At 67.5% G+C, this 16,416-nt stretch carries 17 protein-coding genes; 12 read left to right on the plus strand and 5 right to left on the minus strand.

All coding sequences use genetic code 11. The annotated features are described in order from the left end of the window. The first annotated feature begins 118 nt into the window (after positions 1-118). The 6 genes from DZG09_RS05035 to DZG09_RS05060 are packed head-to-tail and all read left to right on the plus strand — an operon-like array spanning position 119 to position 5,835. The gene (locus DZG09_RS05035; RefSeq protein ID WP_240423707.1) at positions 119-1,114 is read left to right on the plus strand and encodes a threonine ammonia-lyase; all 996 of its coding nucleotides are present in this window, start codon (positions 119-121) and stop codon (positions 1,112-1,114) included. Then, the gene (locus tag DZG09_RS05040) at positions 1,111-1,644 is read left to right on the plus strand and encodes a thiamine pyrophosphate-binding protein (RefSeq protein WP_119696566.1); all 534 of its coding nucleotides are present in this window, start codon (positions 1,111-1,113) and stop codon (positions 1,642-1,644) included. The genes DZG09_RS05035 and DZG09_RS05040 overlap by 4 nt, the downstream gene beginning before the upstream one ends. Further along, on the plus strand, positions 1,644-2,234 hold the full coding sequence (locus DZG09_RS05045) for a thiamine pyrophosphate-dependent enzyme (RefSeq protein ID WP_119696567.1): 591 nt from the start codon (positions 1,644-1,646) through the stop codon (positions 2,232-2,234). Before DZG09_RS05040 ends, DZG09_RS05045 begins: the two co-directional genes overlap by 1 nt. Next, complete coding sequence (locus tag DZG09_RS05050) at positions 2,231-3,604, plus strand: aldehyde dehydrogenase family protein (RefSeq protein ID WP_119696568.1); 1,374 nt, start codon at positions 2,231-2,233, stop codon at positions 3,602-3,604. Before DZG09_RS05045 ends, DZG09_RS05050 begins: the two co-directional genes overlap by 4 nt. After that, on the plus strand, positions 3,601-4,800 hold the full coding sequence (locus DZG09_RS05055) for a pyridoxal phosphate-dependent aminotransferase (RefSeq protein WP_205529065.1): 1,200 nt from the start codon (positions 3,601-3,603) through the stop codon (positions 4,798-4,800). The genes DZG09_RS05050 and DZG09_RS05055 overlap by 4 nt, the downstream gene beginning before the upstream one ends. 24 nt (positions 4,801-4,824) lie before the next feature. Beyond that, positions 4,825-5,835 (plus strand): hypothetical protein, encoded by a 1,011-nt coding sequence (locus DZG09_RS05060; protein WP_205529066.1) that lies wholly within the window; start codon positions 4,825-4,827, stop codon positions 5,833-5,835. A 192-nt stretch (positions 5,836-6,027) separates the two neighbouring features. On the opposite strand, the gene DZG09_RS05065 is transcribed toward DZG09_RS05060, so the two are convergent. After that, complete coding sequence (locus DZG09_RS05065) at positions 6,028-6,756, minus strand: SDR family oxidoreductase (protein ID WP_119696570.1); 729 nt, start codon at positions 6,754-6,756, stop codon at positions 6,028-6,030. 142 nt (positions 6,757-6,898) lie between these two features. Here DZG09_RS05065 and DZG09_RS05070 point away from each other — a divergent pair, with 142 nt between their 5' ends. After that, complete coding sequence (locus tag DZG09_RS05070; protein WP_240423709.1) at positions 6,899-7,291, plus strand: MerR family transcriptional regulator; 393 nt, start codon at positions 6,899-6,901, stop codon at positions 7,289-7,291. 393 nt (positions 7,292-7,684) lie between these two features. On the opposite strand, the gene DZG09_RS05075 is transcribed toward DZG09_RS05070, so the two are convergent. The 3 genes from DZG09_RS05075 to DZG09_RS05085 are packed head-to-tail and all read right to left on the minus strand — an operon-like array spanning position 7,685 to position 9,500. Continuing rightward, positions 7,685-8,617: an NADP-dependent oxidoreductase gene (locus DZG09_RS05075; protein WP_119696572.1), complete on the minus strand. Its 933-nt coding sequence runs from the start codon at positions 8,615-8,617 to the stop codon at positions 7,685-7,687. Beyond that, positions 8,614-9,090 (minus strand): DUF6640 family protein, encoded by a 477-nt coding sequence (locus DZG09_RS05080; protein ID WP_205529068.1) that lies wholly within the window; start codon positions 9,088-9,090, stop codon positions 8,614-8,616. Before DZG09_RS05080 ends, DZG09_RS05075 begins: the two co-directional genes overlap by 4 nt. Then, positions 9,090-9,500 carry a nuclear transport factor 2 family protein gene (locus DZG09_RS05085; RefSeq protein WP_119696573.1) on the minus strand — a complete coding sequence of 137 codons (411 nt, stop codon included), beginning with the start codon at positions 9,498-9,500 and terminating at the stop codon, positions 9,090-9,092. Before DZG09_RS05085 ends, DZG09_RS05080 begins: the two co-directional genes overlap by 1 nt. 84 nt (positions 9,501-9,584) lie before the next feature. Here DZG09_RS05085 and DZG09_RS05090 point away from each other — a divergent pair, with 84 nt between their 5' ends. The 3 genes from DZG09_RS05090 to DZG09_RS05100 all read left to right on the plus strand — a co-directional run bounded on the left by DZG09_RS05090 (position 9,585) and on the right by DZG09_RS05100 (position 12,002). Then, positions 9,585-10,238 (plus strand): TetR/AcrR family transcriptional regulator, encoded by a 654-nt coding sequence (locus tag DZG09_RS05090; RefSeq protein ID WP_205529069.1) that lies wholly within the window; start codon positions 9,585-9,587, stop codon positions 10,236-10,238. A 280-nt stretch (positions 10,239-10,518) separates the two neighbouring features. Beyond that, positions 10,519-11,025 (plus strand): amino-acid N-acetyltransferase, encoded by a 507-nt coding sequence (locus DZG09_RS05095; protein WP_119696575.1) that lies wholly within the window; start codon positions 10,519-10,521, stop codon positions 11,023-11,025. Between the two features lie 182 nt (positions 11,026-11,207). Continuing rightward, complete coding sequence (locus DZG09_RS05100) at positions 11,208-12,002, plus strand: flagellar basal body-associated FliL family protein (protein ID WP_119696576.1); 795 nt, start codon at positions 11,208-11,210, stop codon at positions 12,000-12,002. A 192-nt stretch (positions 12,003-12,194) separates the two neighbouring features. Here the strand turns inward: DZG09_RS05100 and DZG09_RS05105 are convergent, their stop codons facing one another. Further along, positions 12,195-14,969, minus strand: a complete 2,775-nt coding sequence (locus DZG09_RS05105; protein ID WP_162893165.1) for a vWA domain-containing protein — start codon at positions 14,967-14,969, stop codon at positions 12,195-12,197. Between the two features lie 123 nt (positions 14,970-15,092). On the opposite strand from DZG09_RS05105, the gene DZG09_RS05110 reads away from it, so the two are divergent. After that, positions 15,093-15,761 (plus strand): hypothetical protein, encoded by a 669-nt coding sequence (locus DZG09_RS05110; RefSeq protein WP_240423713.1) that lies wholly within the window; start codon positions 15,093-15,095, stop codon positions 15,759-15,761. A 142-nt stretch (positions 15,762-15,903) separates the two neighbouring features. After that, complete coding sequence (locus tag DZG09_RS05115; protein WP_119696578.1) at positions 15,904-16,314, plus strand: SseB family protein; 411 nt, start codon at positions 15,904-15,906, stop codon at positions 16,312-16,314. Positions 16,315-16,416 lie beyond the last annotated feature (102 nt).

A 16,416-nucleotide genomic window follows, 5' to 3' on the forward strand; every position in this document is an offset into this window, starting at 1 on the left:
AGGACGCGACGGGGTCGCGGCAGTCGAGTCGCTAGGATCAGGACGTCGAACATTAACTAAGACTTGACTCTTACTTATTCATATGTAAGAGTCAGTCCTAGTTAAGAAAGGGGGCGGCGTGACCGAACTGCGCACCGTGCCGACTGGATCCGCGGCAGTGACAGGCGAAGACATCGTCGCTGCCCGCACTCGGATCGGTGATGCCGTCGTCCGGACGCCGCTGCTATCCGCACCGTGGGCGACGGGAGACCTGTGGCTGAAAGCTGAAAGCCTGCAGACGATCGGCGCGTTCAAGATCCGCGGCGCGGTGAATGCGATCCGACGGCTGGTTCCCGAGCAGCGGGCACGCGGGGTGATCACGCACTCGAGCGGCAATCACGGTCAGGCGGTCTCATGGGCCGCGCGTGCCGCGGGGATACCCGCGGTCATCGTCATGCCGGAGAACGCGGCGGAAGTGAAGATCGTCGCGACCAGAGCGCTCGGCGCCGAGGTGGTGTTCGCCCCCGGCGACGGCCGTGAGGCTGTCGCCGGGGCGATCCAGCGGGAGCGCGGGCTGGTGATGATCCCGCCCTATGACGCGCCTGACGTCATCTCCGGCCAGGGAACGCTCGCCTTGGAGGTGCTGGAGGATCTCGAGTCCGTCGACTCCGTACTCGCGCCTGTCGGCGGCGGCGGCCTGATCTCCGGTGTCGGCGTCGCTGTGCGGCACCTCTCTCCCGCGACGCGGGTGGTCGGCGTCGAGTCGGAGCTCGCGGCCGATGCGCGTGATTCGCTTGCCGCCGGCCGCCGGGTCACCTGGGATCCGCGCGACGTCGCCCGCACGATCGCGGACGGCACCCGTGCGCCCGTGCTGGGCAGACTCACTTTTCCTCTCATCCAATCGACTGTCTCCGAGATCGTCACGGTGAGCGAAACCGAGATCCTCGCTGCGATGTCCTTGCTCGCTCGCCGCTCTCGCCTCGTCGTCGAGCCGAGCGGCGCACTCGCTGTCGCGGCATTTCTCCGAGACCCGAACCGGTTCGGCCGCACGGTCGCGATCCTGTCGGGAGGCAACGTCGAACCCGACATTCTCGCCGACGCTCTCACCTCTCTTCCTGGAAGGACCTTCTCATGACATATGCCGAGGCCGTCGCCGACGGCATCTGGGCGGCCGACGCGGCACGGGTCGGGTACATCCCGTCCGTGACGGTGGCCCCCATCATCAACGCCCTGGTGGCATCCGACGGCGGCGACGCCGGCGTCTCGACACGCGTCACGCCCCTGTCGCGTGAAGAGGAGGCGATCGGAGTGATGGGCGCAGTGTCTCTGACCGGACGCCTCGGAGCTGTGGTCATGCAGGACAACGGCTTCGGCAACGCGCTCACCGCGCTCACGACGTTCGCGCTCTCCTATCACCTGCCGCTGCTGATCTTCGCGAACACCCGCGGCGGGCTCGGCGAGTACAACTCGATGATCCACTCAATCAGCCAGCCGACGCCTGCGCTGCTGAGTGCGGTCGGCCTGCCGGTCATCGAACTCGACCGACGCAGCAGCGCCGACGACTGGCGTGATGCAGTTCAGGAGGCCGGCGTCCACGCGGTCACGACCTATCGACCCGTGGTCGTACTCGGGTCGTTCTGGAACACGGATGGGAAGGTCGCCTGATGAAGCGGCTCGAAGCACTCGAGGTCCTCGCGCGGCTGACGGAGCAGCACCCCGTCGTGGTGACGTGCGCGGCGACCAGCCGCGAGCTCGCCTCGGTGAAGGACGGCGACAACCACTTCTACCTGCTCGACTCGATGGGTCTCGTCGGCTCGGTGGCCACAGGGCTGGCGCTGAGCCTCGACGATCGGCTGCCCAAGGTCGTCGGCATAGAAGGCGACGGATCGCTGCTGATGAACCCGAACGTGCTGCCCACCGGAGGGTTCCTCGCCCCTGACAACCTGCTGCTCGTGCTGCTCGACAACGGCGTGTACGGGTCGACCGGCGCGCTCCCGACATACTCGTCGCGTGTGGACCTCGAGCGGCTGGCCGCCGCGGCCGGTTGGACGACACGGTCGGTCGACACGGTCGAGGGCCTCGATGCCGCGTATCGCGAGCTGCTCGACGTGAAGGGCCCGGCGTTCCTTTACGGGCGAATCGAGGAAGGCAACGCACAGGGCATCGCGAAACTCCTGATCGACCCCGTCTCCATCACCGGGCGCTTCTCGCGCTGGCTACGCGACGTCCACGCTGTGAACGAGGTGACGGCATGAGCAGACAAGGCATCCTCACGATCGACCCTGCCTCCGGTGACGAGCTGACCTTCTACCGCTATACGACGCCTGAGGAGATCGACAGCGTGCTCGACGCCGTCTCGACGTCGGGGTGGGCGCGCACGTCCACAGAGGTGCGCGCAGCGGCGATCCGACGACTCGGCGATCAACTGGCGCAGGAGCGGGACGCGCTTGCGGCGCTGATCACCCTCGAGATGGGCAAGCCGATCCGGCAGGCTCGGGCCGAGGTCGACAAGTGCGTCGACGCGTGCCGCTACTACGCGGACCGACTTCCTGGTTTCCTGGAACCGGAGACGTTCGATCTCGACGGTGACACCGGCATCGTCCGGATCTTGCCGCTCGGCGTGGTGTTCGCCATCCTCCCTTGGAACTATCCGCTCTGGCAGGTGATCCGGGCGATGCTCCCGGCGATCGCCGCAGGCAATACGGTGGTCCTCAAGCACGCCGAGTCCGTCACCGGCAGCGCAAAGGAGATCGAGCGGATCTTCGAGAGCGTCTTCGGCCCGGAGGTGCTGCGCGTCATCGTGGTGGACGGCGCGACGGCCTCGGACGTCATCGACGATCCGCGGATCGCGGCGGTCACCTTCACCGGCAGCGACCGAGTCGGCGCGCTCGTGGGCGCCCGCGCGGGCGCGGCGCTGAAGAAGTGCGTGCTGGAGCTGGGCGGTTCGGATCCCTTCATCGTGTTCGCGGACGCCGACATCGACGCCGCCGCTGCGGGGGCAGTGCGCTCTCGCTTCCTCAACAACGGGCAGAGCTGCATCGCCGCGAAGCGCATCCTCGTGCACCGCGACGTCCGCGACGCCTTCGTGGACGCGATGCTGCCGCATGTCCGCGACCTGCGGGTCGACGACCCGTCGGAGGAGGCGACCGACGTCGGGCCACTGGCCCGGCACGACCTGCGCGATGCGCTCCGCGCCCAGCGCGACCATGCCCTGACGCACGGCGGCCGGGTGCTCGCGACGGCGGACGTGCCGGCGGACGGGCGCGGTGCCTGGTTCTCGCCATCGATCGTGGAGGTCGACGAGCGCGACTCGATCCTGCTCACGGACGAGACGTTCGGCCCGCTCGGAGCTCTGACCACGGCCGCCGATGACGATGAACTCATCGCGATCGCGAACGCGTCGCGCTACGGGCTCAGCAGCAGCCTCTGGAGCGCGGATGAGGAGCATGCGATCGCGCTGAGCGCTCGGATCGACGCGGGAGCGGTGTTCGTGAACACGATCTCCGCCACCGACCCCCGCCTGCCCACCGGCGGCGTGAAGGCCAGCGGCTACGGCCGCGAGCTCGGACGCTGGGGCGTGCGCGAACTCGCCAACCTACAGTCGCTCCGGGTGCGGAAGGCATGATGTCCTCGCTGACCGAACCCGCTGAGCGGCTCGCGGAGATCGTGCCGTCGCGGATCCGCGCGATCTTCGACCGCGCGGCCGAACTCGAGGCGGAGGGCGCCCACGTGCTGCACTTCGAGATCGGAAGGCCCGATTTCGACACGCCCCGCGTGGTCAAGGACGCCGCGGCGGATGCCCTCGCCGCGGGGCGCGTGCACTACGGGCCCAACGCCGGCACGCCCGAACTGCGCGACGCGATCGCCGATCACCTCGGCGCCGCGTCTGGGCTCACGTACGAACGCGACCAGGTGCTCGTCACGATCGGCGCGAGCGAGGCCGTGTTCCTCGCCATCATGGCGTTCTGCGGCCCGGGCGACGAGGTGATCATCCCGGTGCCCGCGTGGCCGGCATATGAGGCAGCCGTGCGGCTGGCCGACGCGACCCCTGTGTTCCTCCCGCTCCGCGCATCCGACGGCTATCGGCTCGATCCGGAGCGGGTGCGACAGACGCTTACACCGCGTACCCGCCTCGTGGTGGTCTGCTCGCCGCACAACCCGACTGGCGCCGTGCTCGATGCGGAGCGGCTGGTCGCGCTCGCCGACGTGCTGCACGGGACCCGCGCACTCGTCCTCTCGGACGAGATCTACTCCGAGCTGGTCTACGACGCCGTCCACGTGCCGGTCGCGGCCGTCTCGGACCTGCGCGAGCGCACGCTCACGGTCGGCGGCTTCGCCAAGGCGTTCGCGATGGACGGCTGGCGGTTGGGCTGGCTCGCCGGGCCGCGGGCCCTTGTGACGACCGCACTGCGGGTACGGCAGTTCACCACGACCTGTCCTCCGACGTTCGTACAGGATGCCGCCGTGGTCGCACTGAGGGAGACAACGGACGAACGAGCCCGGATGCGCGCCGCGTTCGCGGAGCGTCGCGCGGCGGCGCTCGAGATCCTCGCGCGGCAGTCCATCTTCCAGGTGGCAGGAGCGGACGGTGCCTTCTATCTCTATCTCACCTATGCAGAGCGGTTCGGCGCTTCGGACGGGTTCGCCGCCCAACTCCTCGAAGAGGCGCACGTCGCCCTTGTCTCCGGAACGGCATTCGGTCCCACCAGAGCGGAGGACTACGCGCTCCGGGTCTCGTACGCCTGCTCGGTCGACGACGTCCGTGAGGGCATCACACGTCTCGTGCAGCATGCCGAAGCGATGGTACTGTCCGGACGCTGAAGTCAACGAGAAGGAGGAACGAACATGAACACATACATGACGGACACCCCACTCGTGCTCTCCGGCTACGGACCTGTCGGGCAGGAGTTCCTCGCGCACCTCGCGGCGCATCGCGCGGAGCTCGCAGACGCATACGGCGTCAACCTCCAGGTCGCCGCGATCCGCGCGCGCACCACGGAGACGCGGGTGCGTCACGGGGATCCCCTGCCCGGCCGTGATCACTGGCGGACAGTCCGCCCGCTGGCGGCGACGCTCGAGGAAACCGGCGCGCGAGTGCTGGTGCAAGCGGTCCCGTCGTCATCCGCATTGCGAGAGGCTGCCGCGGAGGATGCCCTCGCGGCCCTGCGGCGAGGGATCCACGTCGTCACCGCTACGAAGGTGCATCTGCTCAGTCACTGGTCGCAGCTGGACTCGGCCGCACTCCGCACCGGGGCGATGATCCGGATCTCCGGCGCAACCGGCGCCGCCCTCCCGTCCGGCGACCTGGCGCGGAGCGGCATGCGCGGCATGGACTGCGACATGATCCGCGCCTGCCCGAACGGCACCGTCACGTACGTGCTCGACCGGCTTGCGGACGGCGTCTCCCTGAGCGACGCCGTTGCGGTGGCACAGCGTCAGGGAATCGCCGAGGCTGATCCTTCGGCTGATCTCTCCGGAGCGGACTCCGCGACCAAGACGAGGCTGCTGACGGCGCTGCTGTGGGGCTGGGATCCTGCCGCAGTCGTGGTGGAGGCGGAGAGCATCGACGCTGCCGCAGCCGCCGCGGCTGCGGCAGCGTCCGAGGGCGGGCGGCGATTGCGAGCCGTCGCGAGCGCGCGGCGGGACGACCCGCTTCGCATCCGTATCCGTCTCGAGGCGACAGAACCTGGCGACCCGCTCTATGCGCTGGTCGGGCCGGAGAAAGCGGCGGTCTTCGGCTGCAGGCAAGCCGGCGACATCGTCGTCAGCGGTGGTCGATCGAGCCCGATCGGTGCGGCGCTGGCCATGGTCAAGGACGTTATCGACGTGACCGCTCCGCGCGGCGGGTTCCGTTGACGGGGCGGCGCTGCCTGGCGTGATGCAGCGTCAAGAACACGAAACGACATTCATGAGAGGAGCGAGAGCCGGTAGGCCCATCACCATGCGCTTGATCGTCGGGCTCGACCGTCCGACCTCAGACCTTCGCCGCTCGATTCTCGGCTCTCAGCGACTGACGAGACGGAATGAGATGACCGAAGGGCGTATGTCTCAACTCGCGCCGAGCAGTTCGGTGATCTTCGCGTAGAAGACGGTGGGGTCATCATCGGCGAGCGATGCTTTCACCATGGCGGTCCAATCATCGACGATCACCTCGACCAGACCTGATTCCAGGCCATCCAGTGCTCGACGCGGCACCTCGCGCGGGTCGACCTTCGGGCCATCGTAGCTGGCCGTGATGTCGGTGTCGGCGGCGCCGAGGAGGACCCCTTGGACGAGCGTGCCCTGAGCTTCGAGTTCGAGGCGCACGGCGTTCGTCATGTTCCACTCCGCCGCCTTGGCTGCGGCGTACGCGCCGGCGCCGGGGCTGGCGAACCACGACAGCGCGGAGAGCACGTTCACGATCGCGCCGCCGCCGTTCGCTGCGAGGACGGGGCTGAACTCGCGGATCACGTCGAGCGTGCCCCAGAAGTGCGTGTCCATCTCGCGACGGATCTCGGCGAGATCGCCTGTGATGAGGGCGGCACCGGTCGCGATGCCGGCGTTGTTGACGAGGAGTGTCACGTCCCGGGCGGTCGACGCCGCCTCCACGACGGACTCGTGGTCGAACAGGTCGAGTCGCAGCGGCACCACTCGGGTGTCGTCGAAGTCGAGGCTCTCGGGACGGCGAGCCGTCGCATAGACCTTGCTCACGCCGCGCTCGAGCAGTTCGAGCACGAACTGACGGCCGATACCGCGGTTGGCTCCTGTGACGAGGGCGATCTGATCGGTGACGTTCATGGGGTCCTTGCTTCCTGAGTGGATCTGAAGTTCCGCGACCCGGATCGGGTCGGTCATGACTACGCTAAGACTTGACGTTGGCGTCAACGTCAAGTCGAGAAACGGATTCAGGATCATGGCGGCTCAAGTGCGGATAGGTGAGGTGGCACGCCGTGCTGGCGTCAGCACCAGGGCACTCCGGTACTACGAGGAGCAGGGTCTGCTCGCGTCGGAGCGCACCCACGGCGGACAGCGCATGTACCCGGAGTCAGCGGTGGAACGGGTCCGACTCATCCAGCAGCTCTTCACCGCCCGTCTGTCCAGCCGCACCATCCTGCAGCTGATGCCCTGCATCGAGTCCGGAGAGGCCTCCCCGGAGGCTCTCGATCTGATGGCCGCAGAGCGTCATCGGATCGACGCGGCACTGTCGGAACTCAGCGCCGCACGCGATGCTCTCGACCGCATGATCGACATCGCGAACCATCCGACTCCCGAACACTGCCCTGCACTCCGTGAGCCCGCCTGGACGGCCTACAAAGCACCCGCACAGCAGTGACTCGCGGGAAGGCCTCAGCTCGACGACGTGCCGTCGAACGCGGGAAGCCTGAACCGCCGAATCGCGCAACGCACCGTCGCATACATCGATCGATGTGCCCCTGCTCGAATGTCCGCCAGGGGGCGCGTCCTGAGGAGTCCAGCAGGCAGGGCGGCTCAGGAGCTCGAACTTCTGGGACAGGAGCGGTCAACTGCTCGTCAACGCTACGCTGCAAACGCACCGATCCGATTCCTTCCGCTTCGAATGCTCTGGCGAGCAGATCATGAGCCTGAGCTGCGCGATGCACCAAGCGCTGTGTGTGCATCAGAGCCGAGACGTGCCACTGCGTCATCGATGCCGTGGTAGCTCATCTGGACCGATATCTGCAGTCCTGGCGGTGCTGTTCGCAGCGAGTCAGTCGATGATGATGACGAGCTTCCCGCCGCTGGAAGTGGGAGCGTTTTCGAGATCGATGAGGGCCGGGATGGCGTCGGCAAGAGTGACAGTGCGGGAGATGCGGGTGGTGATCTCCCCTCGTCCAGCGGCATCCGCGACGTGTTGAAGGTCGTTGCTGTCAGGCCGGCCCATGAATGCGGTGTAGGGGCCGGGCAGGATGCTGCGTGCGAACTTTGCTGCCGAAGGGACTATGTCGATGATTCGCCCGCCGGGCTTGAGCATCCGGCGTGCGGTGACGAAAGGCAGGGTGCCCGCAGTGTCGAAGACGACATCGAACCGACCGGTCGGGGGTACGGGGTCAAGATCGAAGGCGATGACAGTATCGACGCCAAGCTGGCGAGCATCTGCCTCTGACCCCGACCGGCAGCTGCCGGTCACGGAGGCGCCTGCACCGGTTGCGACCTGCACGGCTACTCGGCCGACGCCACCAAGACAGCCATTGATGAATATGTCTTGCCCGGGCTGCAGCCTGCCGGCCTTGGTCACAGCCTGGTAGGCGGTGAGCCCGATGACGGGCAGGGTGGCGGCTTGGGCGAAGGAGACGGCGTCGGGCTTGTGAGCGACGGACTGTTCGTCTGCGATCACGAGCTCTGCGAACGCTCCCGCCTGTCGCAGACGCGCGGCACCCAACACTTCATCACCGACCTCGAGGCGGGTCACACCCTCTCCGACCTGTTCGATGATCCCGGCGAAGTCGTGGCCGACACTGCGAGGGAACCTTCTTCCGGTCATCGTGCGCATCTCCCCGCGGCGGATCTTCCAGTCCATGGCGTTCGCAGCGGCTGCACGCACTCGTACCAGCACCTGACCTCGGCCCGGCGTCGGGGTATCCGCGTCTCCAAGGGCAAGAACGTCGGGTCCTCCGTAGCGGTGGTACTCCAAGCGCTTCATCGTGTTCTCGTCGCAGCGTTCAGCCCGCGACGCGCCAGGGCGTAGCCGGTGCCGATGGCGGCCAGGATGGGGATCGTGTACCTCAGCTGCGGCCAGTTGTCCTTCCCTGGCGGGTCCATGCTCGCCGTTCCGGGGTAGAAGAACGCGGACAGCTGGCTCACCCAGTACACCGACGCGGAAAGGGCAGCCGCGTCCAAGCCCACACGCCCAGAGCCGGGCCGCCACAGGTTCACCAGCGTGGCCACCGACAGCGCCACCCCGGAACTCATCGTCTGCGCGTTGTGGAATTTGGCGTGCGGAGGCCAGGACGCGTTGTAGATGTGGGTCTCGTTGAAATCGAACACGAACGGGCCGATGATCTGCCCTGCGGCGGTCGCCGATATCAGGGTCTTGCCTACGATCGCGGACGTCGCCCGAGCGGCCGGTGCTGGGCGCGACGAGGTGCGGGTGGTCCAGGGTGCTTTCGCTTTCATCAGTGCTCGTCGACGGCGGCGGCATGGATGGGCGAGATGACCCGGCTCGCGATCAGCCAGCGACCCTCATGCAGAGCAACCGTATCGTCGTAGACGACAGCGTGCAGGGCGCCATCGTGCATGATCATCAGTCCCTTGGACCGCACTGACGCCGTCGACTCTCCGGTCTCTGTGATGACTATGTTGGTCACGAAATGCGACAGGGGCGCGAACCCGGAAGCGAACATCTGCCCCGCAGCGGCACTCAAGGCTTCGATGCCATGGAAGGCGCCCATCCCCGAGCGAGTCATGTCATACGTCGCCTCCGGGATGAACACCTCCCCGAGCTGGTCCAGCAGATTCTCGTCGGCAACAAACGCATGACGGGCGAGAGTTTCAGCGATCTGCTGACGATCGACGGCTGTGAGCATGATTTCTCCCTTAGTTGGTACTCAGTACCGTATCAGACTCAGTCCACTTTGGGACGCTGGTCAAGCGTGCGCTAGCATGTCGTCATGCCCGAGCGACCCTCTGAGGTGAAGAGACCTCCGCTGTCCTTGGTCGAACGGAAACAGCGTGCAGCACGCAGCCGGATCATCGATGCTGCGGATGCTCTCTTCGCCGAGCGAGGCTTCGACAGCGTCTCCGTCACGGACATCGCAGAGCGTGCTGAGGTGGGACGCACCACGTTCTTTCGGCATTTCGGGGACAAAGCTGAGGTCGTCTTCGCCAAAGAGCAGGCGATGTTCGACACAATCGCCGATGCGACATCCGTGATGCGGATTCCCGCACAGTCCGCGGACTCCCTTGCAGGCGCTTTGAGTGCACTCGAACCTCTTGTGATCCAACTGTGCAGGCAGGCGACTGCCGACCTCGCTGCCTACCAGCGGCACACGCTCCTCCTCGACGCGCACGAGGAACTGCGCGCACGCGACGCGCTGAAGAACCAGTACATCTCGAACGAACTCGCGAAAGTGCTCCTCAAGCACGACGTTCCCCCCGCCATCGCCACCATGGCGGCGCAGCTTGCATTGTCCTGCTACTCCAGCGGCCGCATCCTGGCCACTGCCCCTAGCGACCTCATCCCCAAGACACGCGCCGCCTTCCGCAGCACGCTTGCGATCAACTCAGCGCCCGACGAGGTGCTCATGCAAGATCTGCCTGGCTAACGGGTTATTCGCTCGCGCGGATCAACGCCCCACGTCCCGACCAACTGCGGCGCAGAGCCGAAGCCGACCACGATCTGCTGACCGCGCGGGGCCGCGCCGTGCGTCACACAGAAGCGGCAACGACCGGGCCCAGTCTCCAGAAGGTCGCCGACGCGGTGCACGGCGCGCTGCTCCGACAGCCCTTCGACACACGTGCCACAGATTCGCCGCCCGCGCTGCCTCGAGACAGGGAACGGCGCGTCTCGGGGCGCCCTCAGGCGCCGGGCGTAGCCTGTGGGCGATGAGCGACTACATCGTCCGCCCCGCGACCGCACCCGACATGGCAGCGGTGCACGAGATCCTGCAGCCGTACGTGATGAGGCGCATCCTGCTCGGCAAGGATCTCGTCGTGCTCTACGAGGCGACGCAGGAGTTCGTCGTCGCGGTCGACGATGCCGGCAGCGTGATCGGCTGCGGAGCTCTCCACGTGATGTGGCAGGACCTCGGCGAGATCCGCACGCTCATCGTCACCGACGAGTGGCTGCACCACGGCGTGGGCGGTGCGATCGTCGAGGCGCTCGAGGGGAACGCCCGCAGACTGGGTCTCACGCGTCTGTTCTGCCTCACGTTCGAGACCGGCTTCTTCGAGCGTCGCGGCTTCGCCGAGATCGGCGAGCAGGTCGTCTCACCCGACGTCTACTCGCAGCTCGTGCGCAGCCCCGACGAGGGCATCGCCGAGTTCCTCGACCTGGCGCACGTGAAGCCGAACACCCTCGGCAACAGCCGGATGCTGAAGGATCTGCGGTAGCGGCACCCGCCGAGCACGGTCGGTGCCGCTGCTTCATCGCGCTGGGCGGCACGCACCGAGGCTCCTCGCCACAGGCTAGGAAGAGCACGTGCCGGATGCACAGCGGATCCGAAAATCTCCTAGTCTGAATTCTGACGACTGGATGCCGCCGTCGTGCGGCCGGGCACGGACGGGGCGCTGCGATGGCGAAGGCATTGATCTGGACCCTGACGGGCGTGATCGTGGTCGGGGCCGGCATCGCGGGCGTCGCCGCATGGTCGCTGATGTCGAGCCCGGATGCCCCTGCCGCGGGTGACGAAGAGGCAGGTGCCCCGGTCGCCGGAATCGTCGTCGAAGATGAGGTCCCCGCGCTGTACACGGGCAATGAGCTCGAGTGGTTCTTGCTGGGTGCGAAGGAATTCGGCTCATTGACGGGGCAGCCCGGCCTCGTGGCGGGCGATGTGAGCAGCGAACTATGGTCCGTGGGAGAGTCCGAAGGATGGACCGTTCAGGAGGAGCACTGCCGCGCCGAGTTCAGCGGGACCGATGAGCTTGTGATCGGTGAACGCAGCGCGCGGTTCGCCGAGGAGGGCTCTGAGTCGGCGGTCAGCGGCGGCATCATCCGGGCGAGTCAGTACGCGACACCGGAGCTGGCTGTGGAGCGCACGGTCGAGCGAATGGACCCCGCGGGGTCCTGCTCGCGCACGACCTTCGGCTACTACGACGGCTCGGAACTCCAGTCGGAGAGCTCACGCACGCTGCTCGCAGAGCGCAAGGCCGAGGGCGTGCAGGTGGTGGTGGAGCGCGAAGAGACCGTGGAGGTCGCATCGCAGGTGTCCTCGGAGGCGATGATCGGTCGGATGGTCGCGGGAAACGTCTACGTCGAAGTGTGGTCGAGCCATGATGACCTCGCCGCGATGGACCCGGAGGGCCTCGCCGAAGCCCTGCTCGAACGGGCCGCGCACGCCCACGAGCAGCTGACCCAGCACAAGCGCTGACGCCGGAGGCGTGTGAGTCTCGGGACGGATGAGGGTGACCACGACAACCGGAGTGAGAGCGCTCGACTCCGGCTGATGCCCTCGGCCCCGACCGTCGCCGTATGCCGGGCTGTCGGCTGAGCAGCCGACGAGCCGCAAGACCGCTCCAGCGCGCGTATGCGGCGCACGGCGGAGGCGTTGGCTCGTAGGGTGCTAGTCGCCGCCCTTGCGGTACATCAGCTCGCCCTCGCAGAACTCGGGCTCGCAGTGCTGGTGCAGGGCTTCGAACACGAGGCGCGATTGTGACGTGTCGTAGTCGAAATCGTTCCAGCAGCCCGACCAGTCCTCCTTGACCGCTTCTTCACATGCGTCAGGAACGCCCGGAGGATAGTAGGTCAGAATCATCGTCGTCGCAGTCGCGGTGCATCCCCCACCGGGAGTGCCCTCAGAGCAGAGCGTCGCGCTCGACGTGCCGTCGATCTCGTACCACGCGCTTCCCTTGTCGATTTCGAGCAGGAACCCATCCGGATTCTCGGCAAGCCATTCGTCCACGCTGAAGCACTCGGAACGGTAAGTGTTCTTCTCATCCGGGCACCATTCGCCCTGGAACTCGACCGGGAAGCCGTTGCGTTCGGCCGCAGCTTCGAAATCGTCCGCATCGTCTGTGCCTCCGTTCGACCCGGCGTCGCTGCGTGGAACGTTCTCGGCCTCCACACCCTGTGCATAGGTGCTTTCGAGAGAGGCATCGATCACGCGGATCTCGTCGACGCGCGCGCCGGGCTGGCGTGCCTCGAGCCACTCGTGCTTGCTGCCGTCGGTTGCGAAGACCACACTCCGGCCGAGGCGATCGGACACCACGTAGTTGTAGATCGCCGCGGCATGGAAGCCGAAGTCCGTTCCTCCGGGCATCACGTTCGCCGCCGTTTCGACGGAGTCTCCGATCCGGATGCCCCTCATATGCGGCAGCGCCGACCCCGCCGAGTAGTCGACGGGGTATCCGGTCAGTGCCCGCGCCGACGCTGTGACCCCCGCGACAGCCCCGTCGATGACGTCCACTCGCAACCACGGCTGATCAGGGAACGGCGTCCAGGTCACGACATCGGTCCACTGCATGTCGCTCGGCGACGGCTCGGCGTAGGGCAGTGCGTCGGGGAGCACGGTCAGCACCTCGTCGACCGTCATGCCGAGTCGGATGGGCCCGAGCCCATCGAACGTGGCCTCCCACGAGGCGAACTCCCCGTCGTCGGGCAGACAAGCGCACACGATGACCTTGGTGATCGTGTCGTCGCCGTAGACCCGGTAGGCGTACGGGCTGTCGTCCGAGATCCGGTACACGCCGAAGGAGCCGTAATCGTCCTCGCCCGAGTCGACGGGGTCGCCGTAGACGTCAGCGGCTCTGCTGATCGCGTTGCCGACCGCGACGCCGTCGAGCGTGGCGACCTCGTGAGTCGGTGCGATTGCTGCTGCCACGCCCGCGCGGAACTCGATCGTTCCCCACGAGCAGTCGACGTACACGTACTCGATGCCGTCGATCGTGCGCTCGTCGACGATCTCGAAGCCCGGCAGACCGCGCACCTCGTCGAGCGGCATGCCGAGCCGCACGCCGCCGAAGCCGCGGTCGCTGAGCACCGCATCGGATTCCACACCTGCCGCGCGCGAGACGCGGGGGCCGAGCTGCTGCACGTTCGCTGCCGAGATGTACCCGCCGCCGCCTACGCGTCCGATGCACTGCAGCTGCTGCTGTGCCTGCTCGTCGTCGTCGATCGCGAAGCCGACGGAGTGGATCGTGAGCTGCGGGTTCGCCGCGCGCAGATCGCTCGCGACTTCGCATGCCGGTGGCGGTGAGCAGGTGTCGACGCCGTCGGAGACGAGCACGATCGTGCCTGGCCCGTCGGCGGGCAGCATCTCGGCGGCGGTGCGCATCGACGGGCCGAGCGGAGTGAATCCAGATGCCTCGATGCCGTCGAGCGCCGACGCGAGTCCGTCGCGGTCGAGCGCGCCGAGCGGCTGCACCGTCTTGACGTCCTCGCAGCCGTGCTCGCGCTCGCTCTCGTCGTTGCCGGTCCCGGTGCCGAACACGAGCAAGCCGACCTCTGCTGAGTCAGGCAGCAGTCCGATCGCCTCGGTCATCGCGTTGCGGGCGTCGTCCATGCGGTTCCGGTCGCCCGAAGTCAAGCGCAGCATCGAGCCCGACGCGTCGAGCACCAGCACGATCGGGCCGGTCTCGTCAGCGCGGGCGTCGTCGGCGAGGTCGGCGGCACTGGACGCGGTGTCGGTGTAGGGGAGGACTCCTCCGGATGAGTCGTCGCCCGACTCGCCGGGGGAGCCGCCGTCAGACTGGCCGTCGGTGTCATCGTCGGCTGCGCTGCCAGGATCACTGTCGGCGCCCGTCGTTCCGTCGGGGTCGTCCGCACCGGTGGCGCCGGCGGCCGAGGACTGTTCCGCTGCCGCAACCGCGCGGTTCACGGCCAGAGTCCCCGTGACAGCGGCGGCGGCGACGACGAGCGCGGCGACCACGGCGAGTGCGCCGACGAGCAGGCCGCGTCGCCTCCGTGGAACGGGGGGCGTGCCCGCGGGCGAGCCAGATGGAGCGGGTGCGGAATGCGGAGCCGGATCGGAGGACGGGGCCGGTGCGAGTTCCGATACCTCGGCATCCTGCATCGTTTCGGCCGGGTGGGGAGCCGCGTCTTGGGGAGGCGGGTCTGCCTCAGGCATCCGTTCTGCAGGCACGGTCGTCGGTGCGGAGGCAGGCGGCTGCGGATTCTCGTGCTGCGGGTGCGACGGCACGGCGCTTCCCGTCTGGGCCGCAGTCGGCACGGGGGCGATGTTCTGCTGCACCCAGTCGATGAGCGCGGGGTACGCGTTCGGATGACGCGCGGCGAGGTGCCCGAGCAGCGGGTACTCCGAGACGATCTGCGCGAGGGCGACGGCGGGCGTGGTCGGGTCGACGAGCGCCTGCTCGGCCGCTTGCTGTCTCGGGTCGGGCACGGTGACCTCCTGGTGGAAGTATATTGGCGTCTTCGCGGTTGATGCCAGGTGCAGTTCCGCGGCAAAGGTCGCCGCGCCGGACCATGCCAGCGCCTCACAGCGATCGCGGCTTAATCTGGAACCGTGAACGCTCGTCGCCATTCTCCCGCCGTGTATCGGCGGCGTCGGCTGATGGTGCTGGTGCTCGCGATCCTGGCGATCGCTGCGCTGGTGTGGCTGTTCGTCGCCCAGCCGTGGAGCGCCTTGGGCGGCGGGAGCGATGAGACGCAGTCCGAGCCGACCCCGTCGGCGAGTGAGACGACCGCGTCTGACGATGCGGATGCGGCGGACTCCGAAGACGCGGATCCGACGCCGTCGCCCACGCCGACCGATGACGGGTCGCCGAAGGAATGCGATCCGAATGCGATCACGGTCAAGGGCGTGACGGACAAGCGCGAGTACGGCGGCGACGAGAAGCCCAAGCTGTCGATGAGCCTCGAGAACACCGGTGACGTCGACTGCATCTTCAACGTCGGCACCACCCAGCAGGTGTACACGGTGCTGAGCGGCAACGACGTGTGGTGGCGTTCGACCGACTGCCAGAAGGAGCCCAGCGACATGGAGGTGACGCTCGAGGCCGGCCAGAAGGTCTCCAGCGCCGAGCCCGTCGTATGGGACCGCACGCGCTCGAGCGTCGACAGCTGCGGCGACGAGAGCCGCCCGGTCGCACCGGGTGGAGGCGCTTCGTTCCACCTGCGCGTGGCGATCGGCGGCATCGAGTCGGAGCACACGCGACAGTTCATCCTGCGCTGAACCTTCGGCACATCCGGCCCCGTCGGAGGCTCGCGAGATGCGCATTTATCGCCGAGATGCGCCGTTTTTGACGCGACTTCGTCGAAAAAGTGCGCTTCTCGCGAGCGGGGCGTGGGGAGCACCCGCCGGTAGGGTGGGGGTGATGGGGAAGAAGCGCAACAAGGCCGCCGCACTGACCGAGCAGGACACCCGCTCGGAGGCGCTCGCGCAGGCTCTGGAGAAGCAGGACATGGCGGCCGTCGCCCTGGCGCTGCGCAACGGCAACACGATCGTGCCGCTGATGAAGCCCGGCGCTCGCGACAACCCGCTCGATTCCGGCGAGGTCTGGACGTTCCGCGACCCGAAGACCGGTCAGGTCGCGCTGCTCCTGTTCAGCGATGCCCGCAACAAGCCGGAGAACCTCCCGCCGGCGATCGGCGTGTACTCGCCGGCGTGGCTGAAGGCCTTCCTTGCGCGCCACGCGTCCGAGATCACGACGGTGTTCCTCGACATCGCCGGTCCGCACCCCATGCAGGCCCCGCCCGCCGAGCTGTTGGCAGCTCTCGAGGTCTGAGCACCCAGGCGGCAGCGCGACAGTCTGCGAGCTCGGAGGGCTTCCGGGGGTCCCGCGGAAGCCGCGGATGACGACGGGCCGTCCGAGTGCGTATGACATTGC

Source organism: Microbacterium halotolerans (assembly GCF_003569805.1).
Classification (GTDB): Bacteria; Actinomycetota; Actinomycetes; order Actinomycetales; family Microbacteriaceae; genus Microbacterium; species Microbacterium halotolerans.